This window comes from Streptomyces sp. NBRC 110035 (genome assembly GCF_000829695.1).
GTDB lineage: Bacteria > Actinomycetota > Actinomycetes > Streptomycetales > Streptomycetaceae > Streptomyces.
This window is the reverse complement of the sequence record NZ_BBNN01000061.1, coordinates 1-23,153: the sequence shown is the minus strand read 5'-3', so window position 1 is coordinate 23,153 and position 23,153 is coordinate 1. Positions and strand designations below refer to the sequence as shown.

General features: G+C 69.4%; 29 protein-coding genes and 2 pseudogenes. 15 read left to right on the top strand and 16 right to left on the bottom strand.

Annotated features, from left to right (window positions below):
* The 9 genes and pseudogenes from TU30_RS36325 to TU30_RS31710 all read left to right on the top strand — a co-directional run.
* Nucleotides 1-523: pseudogene (locus TU30_RS36325) on the top strand (hypothetical protein); the annotation flags it as partial.
* Nucleotides 520-846 (top strand): hypothetical protein, encoded by a 327-nt coding sequence (locus TU30_RS35035; protein ID WP_234308059.1) that lies wholly within the window; start codon nt 520-522, stop codon nt 844-846. The pseudogene TU30_RS36325 and the gene TU30_RS35035, both read left to right, overlap by 4 nt.
* Before the next feature lie 164 nt (nt 847-1,010).
* Nucleotides 1,011-1,532, top strand: coding sequence for a hypothetical protein (locus tag TU30_RS31740; RefSeq protein WP_234308060.1), 522 nt, complete (start codon nt 1,011-1,013; stop codon nt 1,530-1,532).
* A 64-nt stretch (nt 1,533-1,596) separates the two neighbouring features.
* Nucleotides 1,597-2,452, top strand: a pseudogene (locus TU30_RS31735) (helix-turn-helix domain-containing protein).
* A gap of 7 nt (nt 2,453-2,459) precedes the next feature.
* Entirely contained in the window at nt 2,460-2,651 is a 192-nt protein-coding gene (locus TU30_RS31730) for a DUF397 domain-containing protein (protein ID WP_042176832.1), read from the top strand.
* Nucleotides 2,652-2,756: 105 nt separating this feature from the next.
* Nucleotides 2,757-4,358 carry a putative T7SS-secreted protein gene (locus TU30_RS31725; protein WP_234308058.1) on the top strand — a complete coding sequence of 534 codons (1,602 nt, stop codon included), beginning with the start codon at nt 2,757-2,759 and terminating at the stop codon, nt 4,356-4,358.
* Nucleotides 4,359-4,383: 25 nt separating this feature from the next.
* A complete protein-coding gene (locus TU30_RS37865; protein WP_234308057.1) occupies nt 4,384-4,779 on the top strand; it encodes a hypothetical protein in 396 nt (131 codons plus the stop codon).
* Between the two features lie 37 nt (nt 4,780-4,816).
* A complete protein-coding gene (locus tag TU30_RS31715; RefSeq protein WP_042176828.1) occupies nt 4,817-5,422 on the top strand; it encodes a hypothetical protein in 606 nt (201 codons plus the stop codon).
* A 40-nt stretch (nt 5,423-5,462) separates the two neighbouring features.
* Complete coding sequence (locus TU30_RS31710; RefSeq protein WP_042176826.1) at nt 5,463-5,792, top strand: hypothetical protein; 330 nt, start codon at nt 5,463-5,465, stop codon at nt 5,790-5,792.
* Between the two features lie 10 nt (nt 5,793-5,802).
* Here TU30_RS31710 and TU30_RS31705 read toward each other — a convergent pair whose 3' ends face one another.
* From TU30_RS31705 to TU30_RS31640, 14 genes are all read right to left on the bottom strand, one after another.
* Complete coding sequence (locus TU30_RS31705) at nt 5,803-6,393, bottom strand: hypothetical protein (protein WP_042176824.1); 591 nt, start codon at nt 6,391-6,393, stop codon at nt 5,803-5,805.
* Nucleotides 6,394-6,401: 8 nt separating this feature from the next.
* Nucleotides 6,402-7,007 carry a hypothetical protein gene (locus TU30_RS31700; protein WP_042176823.1) on the bottom strand — a complete coding sequence of 202 codons (606 nt, stop codon included), beginning with the start codon at nt 7,005-7,007 and terminating at the stop codon, nt 6,402-6,404.
* On the bottom strand, nt 7,004-8,329 hold the full coding sequence (locus TU30_RS31695) for a hypothetical protein (RefSeq protein WP_234308056.1): 1,326 nt from the start codon (nt 8,327-8,329) through the stop codon (nt 7,004-7,006). The genes TU30_RS31700 and TU30_RS31695 overlap by 4 nt, the downstream gene beginning before the upstream one ends.
* Entirely contained in the window at nt 8,326-9,753 is a 1,428-nt protein-coding gene (locus TU30_RS31690; protein ID WP_042176821.1) for a hypothetical protein, read from the bottom strand. The genes TU30_RS31695 and TU30_RS31690 overlap by 4 nt, the downstream gene beginning before the upstream one ends.
* Complete coding sequence (locus TU30_RS31685) at nt 9,750-10,067, bottom strand: hypothetical protein (protein WP_042176818.1); 318 nt, start codon at nt 10,065-10,067, stop codon at nt 9,750-9,752. The genes TU30_RS31690 and TU30_RS31685 overlap by 4 nt, the downstream gene beginning before the upstream one ends.
* 23 nt (nt 10,068-10,090) lie before the next feature.
* A complete protein-coding gene (locus TU30_RS31680; RefSeq protein WP_042176816.1) occupies nt 10,091-10,552 on the bottom strand; it encodes a Tad domain-containing protein in 462 nt (153 codons plus the stop codon).
* On the bottom strand, nt 10,549-11,010 hold the full coding sequence (locus TU30_RS31675) for a TadE/TadG family type IV pilus assembly protein (protein ID WP_042176814.1): 462 nt from the start codon (nt 11,008-11,010) through the stop codon (nt 10,549-10,551). The genes TU30_RS31680 and TU30_RS31675 overlap by 4 nt, the downstream gene beginning before the upstream one ends.
* A complete protein-coding gene (locus TU30_RS31670; RefSeq protein ID WP_042176812.1) occupies nt 11,011-11,460 on the bottom strand; it encodes a TadE family protein in 450 nt (149 codons plus the stop codon).
* Nucleotides 11,461-11,541: 81 nt separating this feature from the next.
* Nucleotides 11,542-11,793 carry a hypothetical protein gene (locus TU30_RS31665; protein ID WP_042176810.1) on the bottom strand — a complete coding sequence of 84 codons (252 nt, stop codon included), beginning with the start codon at nt 11,791-11,793 and terminating at the stop codon, nt 11,542-11,544.
* A 120-nt stretch (nt 11,794-11,913) separates the two neighbouring features.
* Nucleotides 11,914-12,822 carry a type II secretion system F family protein gene (locus TU30_RS31660; protein ID WP_042176836.1) on the bottom strand — a complete coding sequence of 303 codons (909 nt, stop codon included), beginning with the start codon at nt 12,820-12,822 and terminating at the stop codon, nt 11,914-11,916.
* A gap of 14 nt (nt 12,823-12,836) precedes the next feature.
* Nucleotides 12,837-13,832, bottom strand: coding sequence for a type II secretion system F family protein (locus TU30_RS31655; RefSeq protein ID WP_042176834.1), 996 nt, complete (start codon nt 13,830-13,832; stop codon nt 12,837-12,839).
* Between the two features lie 229 nt (nt 13,833-14,061).
* Nucleotides 14,062-15,369 carry a CpaF family protein gene (locus TU30_RS31650; protein WP_042176808.1) on the bottom strand — a complete coding sequence of 436 codons (1,308 nt, stop codon included), beginning with the start codon at nt 15,367-15,369 and terminating at the stop codon, nt 14,062-14,064.
* Complete coding sequence (locus TU30_RS31645) at nt 15,366-16,310, bottom strand: hypothetical protein (RefSeq protein WP_042176806.1); 945 nt, start codon at nt 16,308-16,310, stop codon at nt 15,366-15,368. Before TU30_RS31645 ends, TU30_RS31650 begins: the two co-directional genes overlap by 4 nt.
* A 17-nt stretch (nt 16,311-16,327) precedes the next feature.
* Entirely contained in the window at nt 16,328-17,059 is a 732-nt protein-coding gene (locus TU30_RS31640; protein ID WP_042176804.1) for a hypothetical protein, read from the bottom strand.
* A gap of 589 nt (nt 17,060-17,648) precedes the next feature.
* On the opposite strand from TU30_RS31640, the gene TU30_RS31635 reads away from it, so the two are divergent.
* From TU30_RS31635 to TU30_RS31610, 6 genes are all read left to right on the top strand, one after another.
* Complete coding sequence (locus TU30_RS31635; protein WP_042176801.1) at nt 17,649-18,044, top strand: hypothetical protein; 396 nt, start codon at nt 17,649-17,651, stop codon at nt 18,042-18,044.
* Nucleotides 18,041-18,682, top strand: coding sequence for a class F sortase (locus TU30_RS31630; RefSeq protein WP_042176798.1), 642 nt, complete (start codon nt 18,041-18,043; stop codon nt 18,680-18,682). Before TU30_RS31635 ends, TU30_RS31630 begins: the two co-directional genes overlap by 4 nt.
* A 109-nt stretch (nt 18,683-18,791) precedes the next feature.
* On the top strand, nt 18,792-19,283 hold the full coding sequence (locus TU30_RS31625; RefSeq protein ID WP_042176796.1) for an RNA polymerase sigma factor: 492 nt from the start codon (nt 18,792-18,794) through the stop codon (nt 19,281-19,283).
* A complete protein-coding gene (locus TU30_RS35025; protein WP_078878741.1) occupies nt 19,267-19,812 on the top strand; it encodes a hypothetical protein in 546 nt (181 codons plus the stop codon). The genes TU30_RS31625 and TU30_RS35025 overlap by 17 nt, the downstream gene beginning before the upstream one ends.
* 202 nt (nt 19,813-20,014) lie before the next feature.
* Nucleotides 20,015-20,686 (top strand): hypothetical protein, encoded by a 672-nt coding sequence (locus tag TU30_RS31615; protein ID WP_042176791.1) that lies wholly within the window; start codon nt 20,015-20,017, stop codon nt 20,684-20,686.
* Nucleotides 20,683-21,765 carry a hypothetical protein gene (locus TU30_RS31610; RefSeq protein WP_042176789.1) on the top strand — a complete coding sequence of 361 codons (1,083 nt, stop codon included), beginning with the start codon at nt 20,683-20,685 and terminating at the stop codon, nt 21,763-21,765. The genes TU30_RS31615 and TU30_RS31610 overlap by 4 nt, the downstream gene beginning before the upstream one ends.
* A 408-nt stretch (nt 21,766-22,173) precedes the next feature.
* On the opposite strand, the gene TU30_RS33170 is transcribed toward TU30_RS31610, so the two are convergent.
* On the bottom strand, nt 22,174-22,383 hold the full coding sequence (locus TU30_RS33170; RefSeq protein ID WP_052479991.1) for a hypothetical protein: 210 nt from the start codon (nt 22,381-22,383) through the stop codon (nt 22,174-22,176).
* Between the two features lie 37 nt (nt 22,384-22,420).
* Nucleotides 22,421-23,153 (bottom strand): transposase (locus TU30_RS31600; protein WP_042176786.1); only part of this gene is annotated, 733 nt, incomplete at its 5' end.

Here is a 23,153-nt window from a genome sequence, read left to right as displayed (position 1 = left end):
TGTGACACAAACGCTTCGAGGAATGCGTGACGGCGTCGCAGAAATCAGACGGGTCGACCGGCTTCTGCAAACCGGCGGAGCCCTGCGTCGCGCACGCAGCGACGTAGATTTCGTCACGGAATGGGCAGATGAAGCATACGACGTCATCCGTTCGTCCGACGACGTCGACAACGTCGCCAAAACGGCAGCAGGACACGGCTTCTCCCGGTCTGAAATCGAACAGATCAAGAGTCACCTTTTCCACGAGGAGCACCTCCTCGACAGCTATGGGGATGCATACATGGCACGATTTGACGCGAATCCGCGCATCGCTGAAGCCTGGCAGAGACTCGACAAGGGGGACCCACACCGGTCCGACATCGACTTGCTGCGGCATGAACTACATGAATCCAACTACATGAGGGAAACTGGAGACCAGAGCTATAGCGCAGCTCATGGGGCTACGATCGACGCAGGATACACATGGGACCAAGCTGCCGCAGCCCGCGACGGGTACGGACGTCCGATCAGCGTGGAGGAATGAAAATGGCTCACTCTTTTCTATTGAAACTGACATCCGACGGCGAATCCCCCCACCTCTACCGTGCTCTCATCGACGGAAAACAAGAGGCGTTTCTCATCCTGAACGAAAGGTCAGCTTCCATCCACCTCGCGGACAGTGAAGGAAATCCTTCCGGCGGCCTACGAATGTCACTCCCCAACGGAAACCTCGAAGTGAAAGATGTCGAACAAACTGAGAGTCCTTCACTCGGGGCGGAAGAGTTCAAATTGCTGGCGGCCCACCTTGGCAATCAATGGAAAAGGCAGGGGAAAGCACCGAACGAAGTTCGCAAGTTCTTCGCCTGACCCACCTGGAAGAAGGGACAGGATTGACTACCGACAGAGGTGGGGAGCCCAACGAAGAGGTCCGGGGAACGCCCACCTTCGCCGACTGCATCTCGTTGGCGGTCCCGGACTCCTGGTGGGAGTTCGACATCCGCCCGGAAGGACGCGAGGCCACGATCCGGGCCCTGGTCGAGGAGCGGATCCGTGAGATCCCCGAACTCGCCCCGTACCGCGCCGACCTGACCGCCATGCTCCGCAGGATGGCGAAGGACGCCCACGACTCCGGTGCTCTCTACCTGGGCTGCATGGCCGAGAACTTCGACGGCGTCCCGCTCTCCGCGACCGTCACGGTCTCCGTCCTCGGTGCCGGGAACCAGCAGGGCGCGTCCCTGTCCACCGACCCGCGGGCCATCGCCGGGAGCCTGGGCACGATCACCGCCCGCCGCGAGGGCGACGCCTGGCGCGAGGTCACGACCGTCGACATCCCCGACGTGGGCCCGGCCGCGCGGACCTACGGCCTCGAGGACGTGCCCGTCGCGCGGGGCGACAGCCGTACCCTCCGTATGGTGCTGACGCAGACCTACATTCCCGTGCCGGGAACCACCGACCAGGTCGTCCTCGTCTCCGGGGCCAGCCCGGTACTGGACCTGGCCGAGGCGTTCCACGACGTCTTCGACGCCGTGACCAGCACCTTCCGCTTCGTCTGAGCGGATCCGCAGAAGATCCGCACGTGTCACTGCACCGAAGCAGTCGAGGGCAGGGGGACAAGCCATGCCACGCAGGCAGCAGGCCACCGCACGCCAGGAACGACTGGGGAGCGAACTGCGGAAACTACGTGAGGCCGCCGGGCTCAAAGGCCGTGACGCAGCGGCTCTGCTCGGAACGGATTCCGCGCAGGTCAGCCAGATCGAACGAAGCCGGCGTGGCAGGCGTCAGCGAAGCGCGTGTTCGGCAACTCGCCGCTCACTACTCCTGCACGGACGAGGCGCTGGTAGAGGCACTCGTGGCCATGGCGACCGACCGGACGCGCGGTTGGTGGGAGACCTACCGGGGACTGCTGCCCACCTCTTTCCTGGACCTCGCCGAACTGGAGCATCACTCCACCTACCGCAGGGACGTGGAGTTCCTGCACGTCCCCGGGTTGTTCCAGACGGCGGACTACGCCCGGGCGGTCTTCTCCTTCCGAGTCCCCGAGTTGCCCGCGGACGACCTCGAGTTGCGAGTGAACCACCGGATGGGGCGCAGGACCATCATCGAAGGCCCCGATGCCGTCCCGTACACGGCAGTGATCCATGAGGCCGCCCTGCGCATCCGCGTGAGCGACCGAGCCGCCTCCCGCACTCAGCTCGGCAGCATCCTGGAGTTCGCCGAGGCGGACCACATCACCGTGCGCGTCATCCCCTTCGACATGGACGGGTTCGCGGGAGCCACCAACGCGATGATGTACGTGGGTGGCGCCGTACCCGAGTTGGACACCGCTCTGCGGGACGCACCCCAGGGAACGGACTGCATCGACGCCGCACCCCAACTCCGCGCCTTCCGAAAGCTCTTCCACATGGTGGAAAATGCATCACTCGAACCTGCTCGATCGCGTGACTTCATCCACCGACTGGCGAAGGAGCTGTGAAGCAGCCATGATCCGACCGGGCACATGGCAGAGGCCGTCCTTCTCCGGGAGCGGCGACGGCAACAACTGCGTGGAGATAGCGCTCCTCTCCGCCCGCATCGCGATACGCGACTCGAAGAACCTGTCCCGGGGCACGGTGACCATCCCGGTCGGCTCTTTCACCGCCCTCGTCCAGAGCCTCAAGACGACCACCACCTGACAAGGCGCCGACCCCACCCACCCCAACGTCCTGCTCCCCCATGCCCCCACGCAACAAGCAACGCGTGCGATAAGTTCATACGCACGTTCCAACGGTAGGCATTGCGTGTGTACGGGGGAGAACACGGTGTCGCACAGGCCGACGGACTGGCACGTACTCGACCTGGAGAAGGACCCGACACCGGGCGATCCGCAACGCATCCGCAAACTCGCCGGTGCTCTGCACGACTTCGCCGACGACGTGGGCGAGGCCCTGCGCGACCTCAAGGGCATCGCCAAGGAGGACGAGATCCTCTCCTGGGCGGGCAGGACGGCGGACGTGTTCGCCCAGGAGTTCACGGACGCGCCCAAGAGGCTGCGGAAGCTGAGGAAGTCGTACGACCTGGCGGGCGACGCCCTCGCCACCTTCTGGCCGGACCTGCAGGACGCCCAGGAGAAGGCCGACAAGGCGTTGCGCGACGGCCGCAAGGCCCGCGACGAACTCACCACCGCGCAGACGGCGTTGTCGGGTGCCGACGACTGGGTCCGCACGGCGACCGGGAAGGTGGACTCGTACGACCCCGCGAAGAGCGGAGGCAGACACGTCCCCGAACCCGACGAGGCCGACGTCCGCCGCGCCACCCGCGACGCCCAGCACGCGAGGGCCCGCCAGGCCACGGCCGAGCGGAACGTCGAGAACGCACAGAGCGCCCTCGACGCGGCGAAGAAGCTCGCCGGCCAGGCGAAGGGCCTGCGTGAGGAGGCCGCCCGCCGGACGGTCACCAGGCTGAGGGAGGCCTCCGACGCCGGAATCCCCAACCGCCGCTGGTGGGAGGAGATCGGCGACTGGGTCACCGACAACTGGGACGAGATCGTCCTCGTCTGCAAGTGGGTCGTGGCCATCCTCGGCATCATCGTGATGATCATCGGTGGCCCACTGGGCTGGCTGGTCTTCGCGGCGGCCCTCGTCGTGATGGCCGACACATTACGAAAAGTCGTCAAGGGCGAGGCCGGGTGGGGCGACCTCCTCTGGGCAGCCCTGGACTGCATACCCGCGACCAAGGGCATCACAAGCCTCGCCAAACTCGGCAAACTCTGGAAGGCCGGAGGCCTGAAAGCTCTCGGCACCGGAGCCCTGGGCGGCATCGGCGGCGGACTGAAGAACCTCGCAGACAGTGTTCGCGGGTTGAGGAACGTACACTTCTCCACGTTCAGCATGATGGGCAAGAGGCAATGGTGGAAAACGGACTCTCCCCATATCGCTCCTCCCGGAAGAAAAGCCGATGACGCCCTCCCTTCCGGCATGCCCGTCTACCACAAGCCGGGGGCGACCGCCATCGGATACGATCCGGCAACTCTCCGAAACTTCGATGTCGCAAAGCGTCTCCCCGGATACCAGGACGTCATCATTCACGGCACGACCGACGGCCGAATGGTCGCAGGTCAGATAAATCGTGCGGGACAAAGAGCAGGGGGACACGACGTTCACCCCAACCATGTCCTTGATACGATAAATCGAATACCCGGCTACAATGGCCAGCCCGTTCGGATGCTCACCTGCCATTCAGGATCCGCGCAACCCGAAACGATTCAGAACATGGCAAACTCCTTGGGGGTCCCCGTCAAGGCTCCAACCGACGCCGTGGGCGTACCCACATTCGGAGAGGGGCCCTTCACCCCTAAAATCAAAGAAGACGGGGTTTGGCTCACCTTCCTTCCCATGGTCTGAAAAACAGCGAACACGTGGAGCACCAATGATTCGACCCGTAGGTTTCTTCTCAGAGCTCTCGCCCGGCTGGGGCCTTCCTGAGAGCGGCTCGATCAAAGACGCAGTGCGACCTTCAGGCGAGCCGGACGAAAAAGAGATCGTCTCCTACCTCATGAATGGCACAGGGATCTGGAGCGAGATGAGCGCCGGACCCGACGTACTGAATCCAGATGGCCCCCTTCTGCCCGGCATCGGCTCCCTCTGCACCGACGGAGAATGGATCTGGCGCGGCGACCTTTCATACTACGTTGCCACTCACCACATATCCTTGCCCGTCGAATTTGTCACTCACATCAGGGATTCGAACTATTCCCCTCCGGAGGTGGCAGAAAGCAGACTGACCGAGATCGCGATGATGGATCTCGGCATGGATCTCGATTAAAGATTCACGAAGAACAGCGAAAGAGAGCGCAGCACTGATGCCAAGTTTCTCGTTGGCGGTCCCGGACTCCTGGTGGGAGTTCGACATCCGCCCGGAAGGACGCGAGGCCACGATCCGGGCCCTGGTCGAGGAGCGGATCCGTGAGATCCCCGAACTCGCCCCGTACCGCGCCGACCTGACCGCCATGCTCCGCAGGATGGCGAAGGACGCCCACGACTCCGGTGCTCTCTACCTGGGCTGCATGGCCGAGAACTTCGACGGCGTCCCGCTCTCCGCGACCGTCACGGTCTCCGTCCTCGGTGCCGGGAACCAGCAGGGCACGTCCCTGTCCACCGACCCGCGGGCCATCGCCGGGAGCCTGGGCACGATCACCGCCCGCCGCGAGGGCGACGCCTGGCGCGAGGTCACGACCGTCGACATCCCCGACGTGGGCCCGGCCGCGCGGACCTACGGCCTCGAGGACGTGCCCGTCGCGCGGGGCGACAGCCGTACCCTCCGTATGGTGCTGACGCAGACCTACATTCCCGTGCCGGGAACCACCGACCAGGTCGTCCTCGTCTCCGGGGCCAGCCCGGTACTGGACCTGGCCGAGGCGTTCCACGACGTCTTCGACGCCGTGACCAGCACCTTCCGCTTCGTCTGAGCGGATCCGCAGAAGATCCGCAGAAGAGAGGATCCGGGCCATGGGCAAGAGCGACCTCGCGCTCCCGCTGAGCGAGATGGAGGACTACGGGCGCCGGCTGCGGTCGCTCAGGACACGGCTGAACCACACCAGGAAGCTCTTCGACTCCTACAAGGACGACATCGGCGACGGCAGCGTCAACGACGCGCTCTCCGACTTCGAGTCCAACTGGGAGGACGGCCGCGAGGACATCTCCCAGCAGCTCGACGCCCTCGCCGGCCTGTCCGACGCCGTCGTCCGCGAGTTCAGAAAACTCGACGACGAACTCACCCGACAGGTCAAGGACAAGATGCAGGTGAAGGACGAACGGGGCGGCAGGGCCGACACGTAGCGGGCCGGCGTCAGAGCGACAGCGTGTGCGCGATGCCGTCCACGATGTCTTCCAGGGGTTCGTCCAGGACCGGCTCCGTCCAGGAGACCAGGAGGGTGACCGCGGCGTCCGTCGTGGCCGGCCGGACGCCGTAGAAGAGGGTGCGGATCACCGGACGCGGCCCGAGGAGACGCTTCCTGTCCTCGACGAGGTTCTGGCGGATGCGTACGGCGTCGCCGAGGGGCAGCCGCGTCCCGCGGACGTCCGGTTCTCCGAAGTCCCGGGCCGACATGGCCCCGGTGAGCAGGGGGAGGGTGACCTCGGGGTGGGTGGCGTCCGGATGGACGGCGTCGAGTTCCAGGACGGCCGCCACCGCATGGTGCCCGCTGATGTACCAGCCGAAGGCGCCGAGGGGGTCGCGGGTACGGCAGTCGGCCGCCGCACGCCTGAGGTCGCGGGCCAGCAGGCGGGCGTTTCCCTTCTCCCCGTCGCGCGCGTACCGTTCGGCGAGTTCCTTCGCCTGGTGCGTGGCCCAGTAGTCCAGGTCCAGGGTGCCGGACAGGGGAAACGGCACCCAGTCCTCCGAGCACTCCAGGCCGAGGTTCGACAGGTCGTCGGTCATGTCCGTGGTCACTCCTTCCAGGTCAGCGAGGAGGCGATCGCGTCGAAGAGGCCGGCCATCGCGTCGGCGATCGGCTCCAGGGGCGTGGAGAAGGTGAGCAGCAGGAACTCCGTCGTGCCGGGGACGGGTACGTGGTACTCCACCGAGACGGAGACGTGGCCCCCGTCCTTCTCCTCCCCCGGTCGGCGCGTCGTTCTGCGCACCCGTACGGCGGTGCCCGCCGCCAGTTCCTCGATGCCGACCTCCGTCGCCTCGGCCGGATCGGCGTCCTGGGCGAAGGCCCGGGCCAGAGCCTTTGGCGGCAGCGGTTCGGCGTGGCGGAGCGGTGCCAGGCTCACCAGCAGCGAGGCGGGGACGGTGAAGGGCCCCGCCTCCTGGAGGCTGAGGTACAGCTCGATGCCGCCGCCGCGGTGCGCCTCGGCGGCACGGCGGCGCAGGTCCGCGCGCAGCTCGTCCTTGAGGTGGGGTGCGTTGTCGATGCCGTGGAACTGCCGTTCCACCAGCGCGTCGACCGACCTGTCGCGCTGTTCCGGGTCCAGCAGGATCCGGAACCATCCTTCCGGCAGGAGCAGGTGGTAGTCGGCGGGCGGGGCGCTCTTCCCGTTGCGTGTCATCGGCTGCCTTCCCCGGACGTCCGTTCCACGACCGGCCGGTCGAGCAGGAGCCTGCTGCGCAGCTGGTGGATCGCGTACGGCACGGCCTGCAGGACGAGGCCGAGCGCCCCCATGAGGACCGCGGCGGCCGCCGGCCCCGGGGCCGGGTCCGCGATCCGCAGGCCCTGGACCACGGAGAAGAAGGAGCCGAAGGCCATGACGGCGGTGGACGACACCCCGGCGACGGTGCCGGGGAACCGCGCCATGCGACGGGCTTCCCCGCCGGAGCCGGGCAGCAGCCCGGTGCCCAGTACCGGCCCCTTGGGCCAGGCGGTCCCCCTGCCGCCCAGGCGGCGCTCGGACACCGCGAGCCCGGCGGCCCGGCGCAGCCGCGACCATCCCTCGGTGCCCTCCTCGCCGCCGAACCACAGGTCCCACGGGAACACCGCCCGCACCTGCTCCCCGGGGCCCCGGAGCTCGACACCGACCGGCCTGCCCGTGCGGTCCTCCACCCGGACCAGCGAGGTCACCGCGTGCGGGCCGGACAGCGCGAACCAGTACTCCTGGCCGCCCAGGTCGCGCAGGACGAGATCCCGGTCCTGCACCCGCAGCTCGGTGTCCCGGCGGAACCTGACCGTCGCCCCGGTCTCCCGTGCGGGGCCGGGCCGGACGCGTTCACGGACGACGGGGTCGTGGCGCCCCGTCCGCAGCCGGGTCCGGCCCCGCAGCGCCAGCCGTGCCACGGGCGCCGAGAAGGCGGTCGCGGCGAGCAGCAGGACGACCCAGGGGACCGTCGTGTCGGAGAACACGACCCACGTGAACACCGCGAACCAGACGCTTCCCGCGACGGCGCGCACACCCCAGTACCAGGCCGGGAAGGAACGGCCCGGGCCGAGGGAGGTGCCCGCGCCCTTCGTGGCCACCAGGGGGTCGTTTCCGTCCCGTACGACGTGCAGCGGCACCCCCGCGGCCCGCAGCAGTCCCGCCACGCCCGTCCGGGCGAGCAGTTGTTCGCCCTGCACCGACCGCTCGGGCAGCGCGGGGGCCTCGGGCAGCCAGTCCTCGATGTCGAAGCGGCCGACCGGCGCGCCGTCCCCGTCCTGCAGTTGCACCTCTCCCCAGGAGCCGGGGAGGTCGGGCCCCACGCGCGTCCTGTTCCCGCCCGCCGCGTCGACGAACACGGCACGGGCGACACCGGTGGCCCCGCCGACCGGGAAGCGGCGGGTACGGCCGCGGGTGCGCAGGACGAGAGCGCCGTCCTGCGCGTAGAGCCGGGAGGCGTGGCATCGTTCCAGGCCGGGGCCGCGCGAGGCGGCCGGCCTGAGGGCGGGCTCGGGAATCACCTCGTGGCCCCGTCGTAGAGGGAGGTGACCGTTCCGTAGGCGCCCTCCGCGCCGGCGACGGTGCCGGTGGCCGTGGCGCCCGCCCAGACGTTGGTCTGGCCGGTGAAGTTGCTCAGCGCGCTGCTGACCGCGGGCAGTTCCCGGGCGGCCGGTGCGATGCCGTCGAGACCGGCGGCCGTCCTGGCCAGGTCGGGGTCCAGGGTGCCCGCCGAGCGGGGCGCGGCCATGGTGCTGAGCCCGTCGCGCCGGCCCTGTCGGGAGAACGCGTTGCCGACCGACCTCACGCCGTCGACCGTGTCCCGGTACATGGCGGACGGGCTGAAGCCCTCCTTGATGTTGCTCCAGTTGGGAAGCTTCCCCTTGGGCATGTTCGCCATCGCCTGTGCCGCGTCCTTTCCCCGGATGCTCCCCTGGGCACCGCGGTTGGCGAGGTTCCAGGCCTTGTTGGTCTTCATGCCGGATGCCACGGCGTTCTTGTAGAGGTTGCTGCGTGCCAGGGTCTTGCTTCCGGCGGCCACGCCCTTGGCCCCGGCCATCGCCGCCCGTCCGAGACCGAAGGTGGCGACGCCCACGGCGTCCAGGATCACCGACTTCCAGCTTCCCTCACCGCCCAGCGCGAGCACCAGGTCGGTGGCGAGCGCCACGACGCTGGCCGCCAGGGCGACGGCGCCGGCCACGGCGGCGACGGCCTGCCCGATGACCGGGATCCATCCCAGGGCCAGGGCCGCCACTCCCGCCCACAGGGCGATCCGTCCCGCCCACTTGGAGATCTCCTTGAGCCAGCCGGCGTTCTCGTGGACCCAGTTCTTGAACTTGTCCTTCCAGCCGTCCTTCAGCCCGTCGCTCTCGATGACGTCGTGGATCGCGTCGGCGGCCCTTCGCGCGGCACGGTCGCGGATGCCCTTGGCGGTCTCCAGCGCCTCCTTCGCCGCCGACAGGGCGGAGGACGCCGCCTCCTGCTGCCGGGTGTGCTTCTTCCTGTCCGGATCGTCCTTCGGGGTGCCGTCGGTCAGTCCGTCCAGCGACCGCTTCGCGGACCCCAGGTCCTCGTCGGCCGTCTCGGCGTCCCGCAGCGCCTTGTCGGCCATCTGCTGGGCGCGATGCAGTTCCGAGGCGAACTCGTTGCCGCACACCCCGTCCCGCACCTGTGTGCCGAGGGCGTCGGCGGCCTCGTCGTAACGCTTGAACGCCTTGCGGAGCTTGTCGCCGGCGCCCTCGGCCGCGCCCCGGAACCCGGTGGCAGCCTTGCCCTTCCAGTTCTCCACGGACGCCAGCGCCTTGATCTCGCGGGCTTCCCTGTCGATGGCCTCGGCGGTCTTGCGCAGTTGCCGTCCGAGACGTGCGACCGCGTCCGGGTCCCCGGGGACCGGGTCGGAGGACTCGTCGAGCACGGCCCAGCGGTGCGCGGCGGGGCGCGCCGTCATTTCCCGCCCCCCTTCGGCTGCCGGTCGTCAGTGCTTCTGAGGGCCTCGGCGAGTTCGTGGTCGAGCGTCTCGTACGACTCGGCGGCGCCCTTGGTGATCCCGTGCAGCTTCTCCAGTTCCTCCGTGAGCTGCCTGCGGTGGATCTTCCAGTTGCTGTCGAACTCGTCGAAGGCGTCCAGGATCTTCTGCGCGCCGATGTCGTCGACGCCGTACCCGTCGGCCGGGTTCGCCCGTTCCGCGAAGGTGTCGCGGATGCGCTTCAGCGCGCGGGCGCTCTCCTTGATCCGCGCTATGTCCGCTTCCTGGTCTCCCATGGTGCTCCTCCTCCGGCCCCGGCTCAACCGACCTCGTTCTCCGCCACCGCCTGGCCGCGGACCACCACATCGCCACCGTAGAACACGCCGGTGAAGACGGGTGAGTACGTCAACTGGACCTGTACCTCGACTCCTTGGGCGCTCGCCGCCACGCAGTGCGTACCGGCGACGTCCGCGCCGGACATGTCCATCTCGCGGGCGAAGGCCTTCACCCGGGCGTCGCAGTTCTCGTAGTTGATGGGGGCGGGCTCGTCCACGTTCTCGTACAGGGCCTCGCGGTCGATGTCCTGGGCGGCGTAGCGGGCGGCCTGTTCCGCGATGTCGGCGGCGCGTTCGCGCTGGGAGATGGAGAGACCGCCGTCGATCACGAAGGCCGCGAGGGAGATGAAGACCAGCGCGAAGACGATGACCGCGCCGGCGCCGGAGCCACGGTCGTCGAACCCGGGGCCGCGACTCGTCAGCCACGTGCGCACCTGTGCCCTCATGCCGTCCTCCGGTACGGGTCCAACGGTGAACTGAAGCTCGCCGACAGGGTCGTCGGGATGTTCAGGCCCAGCGTGGCCAGGCCGCGCACCTCGCAGCTCACCTCGACCGTGAAGAGGGTGTCCGGTTCGAAGCCCGCACTGGTCTGTACGACGTTCACCGGACCCGAGCAGATGTCCGCGAGGTTCGCCTCGGCCGCGTCGCGTGCCTCGGCCATCGCCCGCACGTGGTCCTTCTGGATGGAGCCCGCGCGTGCCGCGTCCCGGGCCGCGCCGTCCAGCGCGCCGCGTCCGCTGACCAGTTGCCCGAACGCCACCAGCACCAGGATGAACAGGATCATCACCGGAGCGAGGATCACCACCTCGACGGTGGACAGGCCACGGTCGTCCGCGGGCAGCCGGCGGGACGGGCCCCGGCCGTTTACCGGTCCCCGGCGCTCCGGCCGAAGGGAGAGGCCCATCTAGTTCTCCCCCTCTTCCACGAACCGCTCCACCGGGCCCGCCGACCGGGCGTGCACCGTGAGGTCGAGGCCCGGGAACACCGTCGGGATGCGTGCCGTGATCTCCACGCCCACCGTGTCCTGCTCCGGCTGGAGCATCCGCACGTCCGGTGACAGCACCAGCTGCGGTCCCAGTTGCCGGATGTAGCTGTCCACCACGTCCTGTGCCTCGCCCCGCCAGCCGCCGGGCTGGTCGTGCGCCGTCGCCCGCGCCTTGCGCGCGCCCGCCTGCGCCGCCGCCTGGGCGACGTGGTCCGCGAAGAAGTACAGCGCGAACTGCACCGTCGCGAAGATCATGAAGAACAGGACCGGAGTGAGCAGCACGAACTCGATCGCGGTCATGCCGGAGTCGCCGCGGGCGGAGGCGGCCTCCACCCGTCGGCGTACCCAGCAACGTACGCGCACCGGCATTTCCGTTCCCCGTAGGCGTCAGGTGTCAGACGTTCGGCAGTGACACAAGCAGTGACACAAGCAGTGACAAAGTGCGTACGGTCAGCAGGTGCTGCCCGCGTTCGCGCCCTTGATGCAGTCGCCCACCTTGTTGGCGCCCTCGCTGAGCGCCGCGTTGATGATGGCGGCGACCACGCCGACGATCGCGACGACGACCGCCGAGATGATGACCCACTCCACCGCGGAGGCACCGCGGTCCAGTTCGCCGGAGCGGGCGCGCTCCACGCGGGCCTGCATGAAGGTGACGAGGAAGTCCACGGCGGGGATGCCTGTGTGGAAGGTACGTCCGTTCATGACGCTTCGTCCTTTCGTATGCGGTTCACAGATGCTCTGACGTACGGTTCACGGCTGTTGGTTCGCAAGGGGCGGTGCGGGGCCCGTGGTGCGCGGCGGCACCGCTCCCGTTCACGGTTCTCACACCTGGAACACCCTCATCGCCGCCGGGAAGATCAGGAACACGAGGAACCCCGCACACAACAGCAGCTGCGCCACGAGCATCGACTGGGACTTCTCGCCCGCGCTGCCCTCGATCTCGGAGAGTTCGCGGTGCCGCATGGTCTCCGCGCGGGAGGCGAGGGACTCACGGACCTTGGCGCCGTCGTCGGCGACCAGGGCGAGGGAGGCGGAGAGGTCCTTCAGCTCCTCGACGCCCAGTTCGTCCCCGAGCTGCCCCAGCGCCTGCCACTGGCTGATACCGGTGATCCGGGCGTCGGCGAGGGCGTTGCGGATGCGCTGCGTCGCCCAGCCGTCGGACACCTCGGCCGCCGCCATCAGCGCCTCGGGGAGGCCGCGTCCGCCGGCCAGGCTCATCGACACCAGGTCCAGATAGGCGCCGATGACCCGGCGCAGGTCGCGCCGTTTCTCGGCGGCGTCCCGGCGTACCTCCAGGTCGGGCAGGAAGAAGAAGACGACCGAGCAGAGCAGCGCCAGCCAGACCGGAACGACCGGGCTGCGGCTGAAACCGAGCGTCCAGACGACCGCGAAGAGGAACGGCCCGAAGAACAGGCCCCCCGCCGCCAGCAGCACCTTCGTCGCCAGGAACTTCTCCCAGCTCCGTTCCAGTACGGCCAGGTCGGCGCGCAACGAGCGTTGCTCCCAGCCCTGCTGGAGATAGAACTCGGCGATGCGCGCGCCCACTTCGGCACGCAGCGACGCGAACCGGCTGGTGTCCTTCTGCGTGCGTGCCGACTCGTGCGCCGCGCCCCGCGCCCGCATCGCGTCGATCCGGGCGACCTGGGCGACCGCGCTGCGCCTGGTGGGCATCAGGGCCCGGATCAGGACGTAGACGCCCAGTCCGAGGACCGCGCCGACGACCACCGGCATCGTCAGTTCGTCGTTCACCGTTGTACCCCCCTGCCCTGCTGGTGCGGGAGCCGCAGCGACGGCGCGTGCCCCGGTTCCGTCTGCTGCTGCCCCGCGGCGGCCGCCGCCCCCGGAGTACGGGGCCGTACGAACTGGACCGCCGCTTCGTCGCGCACCAGGAAGCGTTCGGGTGTCTCGATGGTGGACAGCTTGCGCAGCCACCAGAAGCCGAGCGCGAAGAGCCCGCAGACACAGGCGAGGACGAGCTGTCCCACCGCCGTCCCGTACGGCTCGACGAACTCCCGGTTGAAGATGGCCAGTCCGAGGACGAACGAGATCGTGACGGCCACGACGATCTGCACCGACCTCCGGGTGGAGGCCCGCTGGGCCATCACGCGCTGCCGCATGTCGACCTCTTCGCGCGCCGACTTGGCCAGCGCGCCCAGCACCTGCCGCAGACCGGGGCCGCGCAGCTTGGCGTTGAGGATGAGCGCGGCGACGATGATGTCGGCGGAGGCGTCGTCGATCTCGTCGGCGAGATGCTGGAGCGCCTCGGGCAGTGGGGTGCGGGAGCGCAACCGGTCGACGAGCGCGTCGAGATGGGGGCGCAGGACGGGCGCGGCGGCCCGCGCCGACGCCGGAATCGCCTGCTCGAGACCCACCGCGCCGGCGATGGTGTCGCGCAGCGACTCCGTCCAGGAGGCCAGCGCCTCCACCCGCCGCATGGCGGCCCGTTCCTCCGCGGCGCCGCCGAACAGACGGTCCCAGAAGAAGACGAGGACGGCGGCGGCGACACCGGCGACGGTCCAGCGGGTCAGCAGCAGCACGGCCAGGCCGACGATCGCTGCGAGGGAGCCGCGCTGCCCCGCGAACCGGATCAGCTCGGCGGCACGCGCGCTCGCCTTCTGCTTCTCGTGTTCGGGCTTGGCGGGCAGTCCGCGCACGGCGACGGCGAGGAGGGCGAGTCCGCCGCCGACGGCGATACCGCACGCGAGCGCGTACAGGACGGTGGTGGAGAACAGTCCGCCCATCGAGCCGAGCGAGCCGGCGGCAGCGGTGAGGTCCGCGGCGTCAGCGACGGTGCCGGCCGCGGCGATGTCGGGAGCAGTACCGGCGGCAGCGGGGTCGGCGGCAGCGGTGAGGGCCGCGGCGTCAGCGACGGTGCCGGCCGCGGCGGGGTCGGCAGCAGCGGTACCGGCCGCAGCGATGTCGGCAGCAGCGGCGAGGAGGTCCGTGGTCGTCGTACGGGTCACCGGATCATCACCCCCACGTTCCGCTGGGGCGGTAGCCGTAGGCCATCAGTTCCTCCAGGCAGGCGATGGGGGCGTGCGGCACGACCCGGCCGTCGGGCGACTGGGCGAACACCTCGCTGGACAGGACGCGTCCGTCGACGCCGTTGACCTCGCGGACGGAGGTGACCATGCGCTGGAGCCGGCCGCCGTTCTGGAACTCGTTGCGCCGCTCGAGGAAGACGACGAAGTTCACCGCGCCCGCGATCAGCATCTGGCTGGCCTCGATGGGCAGTCGCTCCGTCGCCTGCAGGGCGTACGTCGAGATGCGGTTGAAGACCTCGCTGGAGCTGTTGGCGTGGATCGTGGACAGCGAGCCGTCGTTGCCCTGCGACATCGCGTTCAGCATCGTCACGATCTCGTCGCCGAGCACCTCACCGACGATGACCCGCGAGGGGTTCATGCGCAGGGACCGGCGCACCAGCTCGGCCATGGAAATGCTGCCCTGTCCCTCGGAGTTGGGCAGCCTCTCCTCGAACGCCACGACGTTCGGGTGGAGTTCCGGGAATGAGTCGAGACCGAGTTCCAGGGCCCGTTCGACGGTGATGAGACGTTCGTGCGGCGGGATCTCGTTGGCGAGGGCGCGCAGCAGCGTCGTCTTGCCTGCGTTCGTGGCTCCCGCGATCATGATGTTCTTGCGGGCGCGCACCGCGCAGGCCAGGAAGTGCCCCAGCTCCGGGGTGAGCGTGCCGTTTCCGACCATGTCGGAGATGAACACCTTGCCCATGCGGGCCCGCCGGATGGACAGCGCGGGGCGCCTCGTCACGTCCATGACGGCGGAGAGACGGGACCCGTCCGGCAGCCGCAGGTCGAGCTGCGGGTTGGCGGAGTCGAAGGGCCGGGAGGAGAGACCGGAGTACGCGCCGAGCACCTGGATCAGCTCGATGAGCTCCTCGTCGGTCTCGGCGACGGGCTCGCCCTGCACCTCGTGGCCGTCCGCGTAGCCGACGAACACCTGGTCGCAGCCGTTGATGTCGATGTTCTCGACCTCGGGGTCGTCGAGCAGCGGCTGGAGCCGCCCGACGCCGAACAGCGCGGCGTGCACGGCGGCCGCGTACTGCTCCTCGGTCTCGGCGTCCAGCGGTGTGCGGCCCGCGTTGATCTCGGAGCGGGCGTGCTCCTCGAGGATCTGCGCTATGACGGCCCGCGCGAACTGGCGCTCGTCCTCGGTGGACATCGGCGTGACACCGTTGACCTGGTCGAGGCGGCGCTGTTCGGAGATGCGGTCGCCGGCGTCCTGACGGAACCGCTTGACCAGTTGGTGGTCGACAGCGGTCATCGCCCGGCTCCGGCGGCACGGCCGTCGGACCGGCCCTGCACGGCCGCCCCGCCGGGCCGACCGGCCTGACCCGGCTGGCTCTGCGGTGCGTACTGCCCCTGCTGGGGCTGATGCGGCTGGGGCTGAGCGGCGTGGGCGGAGGCCGTCCAGGCGGCACCGTACTGCTGGTACAGGTCGGCGGTCACCTTGCGGGCGGTGCGGATGAGCAGCGACTTGTCGAGCCGGCCCCGCCTGCGGCCTGCCAGCTGCTCGGCGCCGGCCGGGTCGTCGGCGAGGGTGCCGACCACGCGGGCGCCGGTCCGGGCGTGCACGAGCATGTCGTTGACCTGGGAGGCGAGCTTGGCCGCGCTGCCGGTGTCGGCGATCAGGACGACACCGACCACGGGGCCGCCCGGCCCGGCGACCCGCGAACCGCCGTTCAGCCTGCCGGCCAGGGCGGCGGCACGGTCCCGGACCCGGGCGAGGGCCTCCGGTTCGGTACGGGAGACGAGCAGGACGAGGGAGGCGTGCGGGAACAGCTCGACCGCCGGCGTGTCACCGCTGATCCGCCCGCAGTCGGCGACGACGTCGGCGGCCGCGTGCGGGGAGTCGGCGAGGGAGGCGAAGGCCTGCCCGAGGGTCGGCCACAGTCCGGTGAGGCCTGCGGCCTGCTCGGAGTTGCCGAGTCCGACGAGCACTTCGAGTCCGCCGCTCAACGGCTGTACGTGGTCCCACAGTTGGTCGGGCACGAGCCCGCGCCGCGCGGTGGCGGCGATGGACAGCATGCCGGTGTTGGGGTTGAGCGGTCCGCCGTGGGCGGCGGCGCTGCGGTAGACGAGGTCACCGCCCGCCGGGTCGGTCTCGGCGAGCAGCACACGCCGCGGCCAGACCGCCGCGAGAGCGACGGCCGCGGTGGTGACGCCGGGGGAACCCTTGTCGGCGGCGAGGGCGATCAGGGCCATGAGTGGGGTGCCGCCTTCTAATTGCCAGGAACGAGGACGAGTGCCACCTCGCCGTTGGAAGCGGCCTGGGTCAGCGCCGCGGCCCGAGCGCTGTCGACGACCAGCGTCACGGGCAGGTTGGCGCTGCTGACCATGCCGCTGTCGCCCCTCTGCTTGGGCACGGACTCCACGCGAGCCTGCTCGGCGATCACGGAACTGCTGCTGCCCGCCGCGGAGCCGCCGTCCTCGTCGGCTTCGCCCCCGGAGCTCGACCCGGCGCCCCCGACGCGGTACGCGGTGACGATGTCGCCGCCCTCGATCCCGGCCGGGTACTGCCCCTCCTTGAGGGACAGGCCGACGACGGACTTGCCGTCCGGGATCTTGGCCCCGTCACCGAACATGTCGCCGACGGCGACGACGTTGGCCGGGATGGTGCTGACGGCCTTGAGCTTCTTCAGCGCGGACAGCTGGGTCCACGGGATGTAGTTGATCTCCGGATCGTCGACGACGAGCACGGACTCGACGCTGCCGTCGTTGACCGCCTGTCCCGCCGGGATCTCCTTGGTGACCTTGACGACCTCGATCCGGTCCCCGACCTGGAGCACCAGCATCGTGGCACCGAGCGCGCCCACCAGGATCAGCAGCACCGCGAGCGCGGCCAACGCGGGTTTACGCTCGCGAGGCGGAGTGGGAAGCCGGTCACCGACCGACGGCTGAGCCGGAGCAGCGGAACGTCCCGCACCCGCCCCCGTACGCTCCTGGATCTTCACGCAACCGCTCCCCCGTACACCCAAGACGATGTCTGTCAAGTATCTCGAAAATCAGGACACTTCACCCACGTCCGCTCGCGCACGGACATGCGGGACGCGGTCGGACCTGCCAGGCCGACCTGGGCAAACAGCCAGCGTCGAGGTGAGTGTCAAGCCATCGCACCGTACCAGTCACACATCAGCCCCTCAAGGCACACCCAACGTCACGAACACCACATGACACACCGTTACTGATCTGCAATTTCACCCTTGGACAACCCCGTTGGGAACTGCACCAGGGCGCAGCTCAACCCCTGTGCGCCGGCGAAGCGCCGAGCCCGCCGACCACCCGACCCGTCACACCCCACCCATGAACCCCGCACGACTCGCTCACGCGAACCGTTGTCGGCGTCAATCGACTTGACCGTCCAGCGCGCACCCTTCCCTCCCTGCGAACCGAGGCCACGGGTTCAAGTCCGGCAACAGACCCGGCCGCAGGACTTTGCCTCCTCTTTACAACCCGCTCTTCCGCCACCTCGTCTCTCCGCTCGATCCGCGACGCAGCCCGCCGCGCCCACCGGGCGGGCGGACCGACGGAAGAGAGCGATTCATGCGCCGAACCGGCCTCAGTGCCATGGCACTCGCGTGCACCGTCGTCCTGGCGGGCGCGGTGCCCGCGTTCGCCGACGGAGGGCCCCCGACCCCGGCACCCACCCGGGCCGCCACCGAACCTCCGCGCCAGGAAGCGACCCCTGCCCCGGCCCCCGGCACCAACGCGACCCCCGCCCCTCCCGAAGCCACCAACGCGACCCCCGCCCCTCGCACCGAGCCGCCTCGGGCCCAGGTTCCCGTCGTGCCCGACGGAGCGCCGGACACCGGTGTGACGCCCACGGTGTCGGGCTCGGGGAACGAGGGCGCGCTGGCCGGCGGGGGCGCCGCCACGGCGGTCGCCCTGGTCGCCGGCGCGGCCTTCCTCGTGCGTCGTCGGCGTGCGACCGGGGCATGAGCACGCTCTCCAGGCGCGCCTTCACCACTGCGGCCCTGACCTCGCTGCTCGCGGGCTGTGGCGGCCATCCGGCCGAGCGGAACACGGACGCAGACACGGGCACGGGCACGGGCACCGCAAGCACGGCGTCCCCTGCCCGGCCTCCCGCGAAGTCGTCGCCCGCGCACGGGCGGTCCGTCCCGCTCCGGCTGCGGATCCCGGCCCCGGCCATCGGGGTCGACACCCCCGTCATGCGACTGGGCCTGGCCCCGGACGGCAGTATGCAGGTGCCTCCGATCACGGCGCACGACCCGGCGGGCTGGTACGAGCACTCGCCGACGCCGGGGCAGACCGGACCGTCGGTGATCGTCGGCCACGTCACGGTCGGGTCCCACGGGGACGGGGTCTTCCGGCATCTGTCCGCACTGCACCGGGGCGACCGGATCGAGGCACGCCTGGAGAACGGCAGGACGGCGGTGTTCACCGTCACCTCGGTGCGGAGGGTCGCGAAGGCGGAGTTCCCGTCGGACGAGGTGTACGGGAACGTCGACCGGCCGGAGCTGCGGCTCATCACGTGCGGCGGCCGACGCGTCGGTGACACATACCTCGACAACGTGATCGCCTTCGCGGCGCCGGGCTCCGCCGGCCCGGACACCTGAGCCGCCCACCGGACCCCGGACCCCGGGTCACCGGACCCCGGCCCGGTGACCCGGGGTCTTCGACACGTCCTCACGAACACCCTCACGACCACGGAGAACACGGAGAACGTTGAAACGGTCCCGCGAGAAGGCAGCGTCCGAGCTGTTCGCCGCCCTCTACCCGCGTCTCGCCGGCTGGTGCCGCCGGCTGGTCGACGACGACGAGACGGCCCACGAGATCGCCTCGGAGGCGTTCACACGGCTGTGGGCCCGCTGGACCACCGTGTCGGAACCGCGGGGCTTCCTCTACGTCACCGCGGCGAACCTCGTCCAGGACCACTGGCGCAAACTGGAGCGGGAACGCCGGGCCGTGCGCCGGGCCACCACGGAGGCCTCCCTGAGCTCACAGCCCGAACAGGCCGACCCGTCGGTGCGACTGCTCGTGCAGGCACTACCGGAGCGCCTGCGCGTCCCGATCCTGCTGCACTACTACGCCGACATGCCGATCCGGGAGGTGTCCGTCCTGACCGGACGCAAGGAAGGAACCGTCAAGGCCGACCTCCACGCGGCCCGCGAACTGCTCCGCGTCCACCTGAGGAGAAGCCTTGATCACACACTCTGACGAGGGCCCGGACTTCGACCCCGACGACCCGCTCGCCGTCATCCTGCGTCCCCCCTCGGAGCACCTCGGCCCACCACCCGGCCGCTACCGGGCGATCCGTCGCGGCGCGGCCCGCCGCAAACTGCTGCGCGGGGCCGCCGGTGCCGCCGTGACCTGTGGTGTCGCCGCCCTCGTCGTACTGCCGCTGCGCCTGTCGACCTCCGACGCCCCCGGCCCCTCGGCACCCCCCATGGCCCCACCGCCGCCCGCAACCAGCCGGGCCACCGCGCCGACACCGTCCACCGTGCCGACCCCGTCCGCCGCGCCGACCCGGACACCGAACCCGGCCCCGAGTACAGCGCAGGAGGCGGTCCACCCCACCCCCGTCCCGCAGACCCCGACCACCGCCCCGGCCAGCGTGCCGGCCCCCATCGACGCAACGCCCAGGGCTCCGACCGGATCGTCGACGAGAACGGCTCCGCCGACGGCCGAGCCGCCACCACTCCGTCCCGACGACACGGCGGCCCCCTCGGCCGGCACCCGGCGCTGAGGGCTCCAGGAGAGCACCGAGCGGGAGAGGGCACACACCCCGGCTGAAGCCGCGGCGGACTCGCGGGCATGGGCGCCGACAGCTGTGCCACCGTCCGGAGTTGCGCACAGTGCAGGCCGCACAGGTTCGCGGTGGCGAAACCGAGAACCACACCGATACCGTCATTGCCCTTGACTGCACATCTGTCTCACGGGGAGTCACTGTGAAGCGCCGCTCATTGCCCGTTGCTGCCGCGTTCGCCGCCGCCGCAAGCCTGCTTCTGACCGCCTGCGGGGGCGGGGACGACAGCGGGAAGACCGCTGACAAGATCGCCGGCGCCGACCAGGACACAGGGGCGCCGACGAAGTCGGCGGAGCCCTCGGGAGCACCGGCAGAGGACAAGCCGGACGGCGTGGACGTGTCCCTGCCCGCGGACATGAACCTGGTCTTCGACTGGGGGAAGCCGAAGGACCGGAATGAGGCGGCTGCCATGTCCGACGCGGCCAACTTCTTCCGTGCCATCTACCGGGGCGTCGACAAGCGCACGACCGAGGACGCAGCCTTGGTCGCCTATTCGACAGGCGATGGCCTGAAGTACGCGAAGACGCAGATCGACGCCAGACTCGAAGGCGGCTGGACGGCAACCGGCACCCGGCGCCACTACCAGGCCACCACCCGATCCGCGTCAAACGGCAACTCCGTGGAGGTCGCGTTCTGCGTGGACTCAAGCAAGTTCTACTCCAAAGAGGTCAAGACCGGAAAGGTTCTGAAGGGCACGCCCAGCATCACGGACTTCGACTACTTCAAGATCATCATGGTCAAGCTCCGCACCGGAGAAGGTCTGTGGCAGGCGTCCAAGGTGTACGTCGAGGCAAAGGCGGCGAAGTGCCAGTGACCAGGTCACGGCGTACAGCCCTCAGCACCGGCGCGGCCGCCCTCACGCTGGCCCTGGGCGTCGCCCTCGCGAAACCGGCCTACGCGGGAGAACAGCCGAGCAACACCCAGGGCTCCAACACAGAACAGTCGGGTGGCAGTGACGACACCGGCATCTACGCCGCCGCCCGGATTACGTACTCCGGATCCGTCGCCAAGAACGGCAGCACCGGCAACGTGACGTCCTCCGACGTCAAATGGACGCCACCACCCTGCTGGTACGCGCCATACCTCGGCGCCGAGGATTTCAAGAAGAAGATGTCCAAGGACATCAAGAGCCAGATGAATGCGCCCGGCATGGGCGGCCACACAGGTGCAGCTCTCAGCGAGTTGCAGCGCCACTACGAGGACGAGTACGGCTGGACCGACACACCCGGCTACAAGGACTACAACGTCGACAGGGACGGCGAGGGGATGTTCTGGGCCGCCGTCGAGAATCCCAACGAACCCGACCTGCTCAAGCGGAATTCCTGCAACGACCTTCCCTTCTGGGTCGACAACGGCGAGGCCCCGCCGCCCCAGTACGAGGAGGCCATCACCCCGGAGATACTCGCCGCCCTCGCCTACCAGCACATGCAGCTCCCCGACACCGAGGTAAGCCTCGCCCCCGAGGAGACCACGAAGGTGAATCTGCCGACCTGGGCCTGGCTCGACAAAGCCGTCTTCGACGAAGTCCAGGCCACGGCGGCCATCAACGTCCCCGGCTTCGCCATCCAGGCCACGACGACCGCCAAACCGGTGTCCCTCACACTGGAGCCGGGCACCGAGGACGCCGAGACCTACCCGGCCTCCGGCGAGTGCGCCATCAACACCGACGGATCCATCGGTGAGCCCTACGCCAAGGGCAAGGCCGACCGGACTCCGCCCTGCGGCATCACGTACCTCCGCTCCTCCGGCGACGGCACCTACGATCTCCAGGCCACCATCACCTGGGAAATCGCCTGGACCGGCACCGGCGGCGCAGGCGGCGACCTGCCCGAGGGCACCTTCGGCAACGACCAGGCAGTTACGGTCCAAGAAATCCAGTCCATCAACCGGTGATCAGCGCTCCGGAAAGTCGCGCAGCGGAGAAAGGTAAGTGACGGGCGGGGCCAGGCCCGGGGCTGCTTTCACCTTCCCCCAGTCCAGGAGAATGCAGAGCCGGCCAGAGAAGACTTCTCAAGGCCTCGGGAACTGACACCCCGAATTGCGTATGAGCGCCTACTGTCAGCGAACGTGCTCTGGCTCAAAGCCCGTTGATGCACGCCGGTCCGGGCCCCGTTTGCGGGCATCGCGGCTCCTCACGGTGTGCGAGCCTCGCCAGGTCATCCAGCCGACGGAGCCAAGTGCCGCGAGCGCGGACGCCGCTGAGCCGATCACCTCGCCGATGGCGTCTGCCTGGCCGCGTGTCCGAGGGCGCAGTTTCCCCTCGGGATCCTCGATCTCCGTGATGTCCTGACCGACGCCATATCAGTCGGACGTCTCTTTCACAGCGGGACCGGGAACCGTGGCGCCGTCCTGCCGTTCCAACGCGTAGTTGTAGTCACGCGCCTTGCGCCCCTCAGCGGCGTCTCGCCACTCCCCGACAACGGTGGCCGTGACTTCCTCACCCCGCTGCTGAAAAGCAAGGTCCTCGCGCGCCATGTCTGCGATATACACAGATATCAGGGACACGACCATGATGAACAGCGTCGCGTAGGGTGACTGTTCAGGGATTTCAGCTGGTTGTAGGCAGCATCCATGGCCGTCCGGCGAAGAGGTCGTGTAGGGCAGCGAGTGGGTTGATGTCGTGTTTGCGGACGGTGGAGATGTAGGAGCGAATCCGGGCGAAGCGCCTCGCGCCGGTCAGAGTCCTCCAGGATCCGGAGATCTTCTGTTGCACCTTGATCATCCGCAGGTCTCGTTCGGCCTGGTTGTTGTCGAAGGGGACGCCGAAGTTGACCATGTACCGCTGGTACTCCCGGGTGCGGTCACGCAGTCGCTCGGCCAGCGCGCGGGCCTTGGACCGGGGCCCGGTACCGGTATAGGGGTGGGCTGCGATGCCGCACAACGTGGCCTGGCGGTAGCGGTCCTGGAAGCCGGCCGGCACTTCGGGAGCGAGTGCGTCGTGTCCGTCGGCCAGGGCGAGGGCGACGCCGTCCTTGGCGTCGATCAGGACGTCGATCACCGCCTGGGCCCAGGCCGAGTCGTGGTGCTTGTCCTCGGTCACCGCGATCAGCTCGCGCAGGGCATGCGCGCCGCACAGGGCCGCGGCGTCGCCGTGGACCGTGTAGGAGGCCAGGGCGTCGGTGACCAGGATGCCGGTGAAGGCGGGCAGGACGCCGAGGTCGTCCATGGCCTTTCGGCCGCGCTTGGTGTGGATGCCGTAGAAGGTGACCAGGTGGGTGCACATCACGTGCAGCCAGTGCAGTTTGCCCGCGACCCGCACCCCGGACTCGTCCGCGTGCGCG

What these genes read in the sequence shown, in the direction of transcription:
- TU30_RS35035 (WP_234308059.1), top strand. Translation starts at nt 520, where the DNA reads ATGAAAATGGCTCACTCTTTTCTATTGAAACTGACATCCGACGGCGAA.
- TU30_RS31730 (WP_042176832.1), top strand. Translation starts at nt 2,460, where the DNA reads ATGATCCGACCGGGCACATGGCAGAGGCCGTCCTTCTCCGGGAGCGGC.
- TU30_RS37865 (WP_234308057.1), top strand. Translation starts at nt 4,384, where the DNA reads ATGATTCGACCCGTAGGTTTCTTCTCAGAGCTCTCGCCCGGCTGGGGC.
- TU30_RS31715 (WP_042176828.1), top strand. Translation starts at nt 4,817, where the DNA reads ATGCCAAGTTTCTCGTTGGCGGTCCCGGACTCCTGGTGGGAGTTCGAC.
- TU30_RS31710 (WP_042176826.1), top strand. Translation starts at nt 5,463, where the DNA reads ATGGGCAAGAGCGACCTCGCGCTCCCGCTGAGCGAGATGGAGGACTAC.
- TU30_RS31705 (WP_042176824.1), bottom strand. Translation starts at nt 6,393, where the DNA reads ATGACCGACGACCTGTCGAACCTCGGCCTGGAGTGCTCGGAGGACTGG.
- TU30_RS31700 (WP_042176823.1), bottom strand. Translation starts at nt 7,007, where the DNA reads ATGACACGCAACGGGAAGAGCGCCCCGCCCGCCGACTACCACCTGCTC.
- TU30_RS31690 (WP_042176821.1), bottom strand. Translation starts at nt 9,753, where the DNA reads ATGACGGCGCGCCCCGCCGCGCACCGCTGGGCCGTGCTCGACGAGTCC.
- TU30_RS31685 (WP_042176818.1), bottom strand. Translation starts at nt 10,067, where the DNA reads ATGGGAGACCAGGAAGCGGACATAGCGCGGATCAAGGAGAGCGCCCGC.
- TU30_RS31680 (WP_042176816.1), bottom strand. Translation starts at nt 10,552, where the DNA reads ATGAGGGCACAGGTGCGCACGTGGCTGACGAGTCGCGGCCCCGGGTTC.
- TU30_RS31675 (WP_042176814.1), bottom strand. Translation starts at nt 11,010, where the DNA reads ATGGGCCTCTCCCTTCGGCCGGAGCGCCGGGGACCGGTAAACGGCCGG.
- TU30_RS31670 (WP_042176812.1), bottom strand. Translation starts at nt 11,460, where the DNA reads ATGCCGGTGCGCGTACGTTGCTGGGTACGCCGACGGGTGGAGGCCGCC.
- TU30_RS31665 (WP_042176810.1), bottom strand. Translation starts at nt 11,793, where the DNA reads ATGAACGGACGTACCTTCCACACAGGCATCCCCGCCGTGGACTTCCTC.
- TU30_RS31660 (WP_042176836.1), bottom strand. Translation starts at nt 12,822, where the DNA reads ATGCCGGTGGTCGTCGGCGCGGTCCTCGGACTGGGCGTCTACGTCCTG.
- TU30_RS31655 (WP_042176834.1), bottom strand. Translation starts at nt 13,832, where the DNA reads ATGGGCGGACTGTTCTCCACCACCGTCCTGTACGCGCTCGCGTGCGGT.
- TU30_RS31650 (WP_042176808.1), bottom strand. Translation starts at nt 15,369, where the DNA reads ATGACCGCTGTCGACCACCAACTGGTCAAGCGGTTCCGTCAGGACGCC.
- TU30_RS31645 (WP_042176806.1), bottom strand. Translation starts at nt 16,310, where the DNA reads ATGGCCCTGATCGCCCTCGCCGCCGACAAGGGTTCCCCCGGCGTCACC.
- TU30_RS31635 (WP_042176801.1), top strand. Translation starts at nt 17,649, where the DNA reads ATGCGCCGAACCGGCCTCAGTGCCATGGCACTCGCGTGCACCGTCGTC.
- TU30_RS31630 (WP_042176798.1), top strand. Translation starts at nt 18,041, where the DNA reads ATGAGCACGCTCTCCAGGCGCGCCTTCACCACTGCGGCCCTGACCTCG.
- TU30_RS33170 (WP_052479991.1), bottom strand. Translation starts at nt 22,383, where the DNA reads ATGGTCGTGTCCCTGATATCTGTGTATATCGCAGACATGGCGCGCGAG.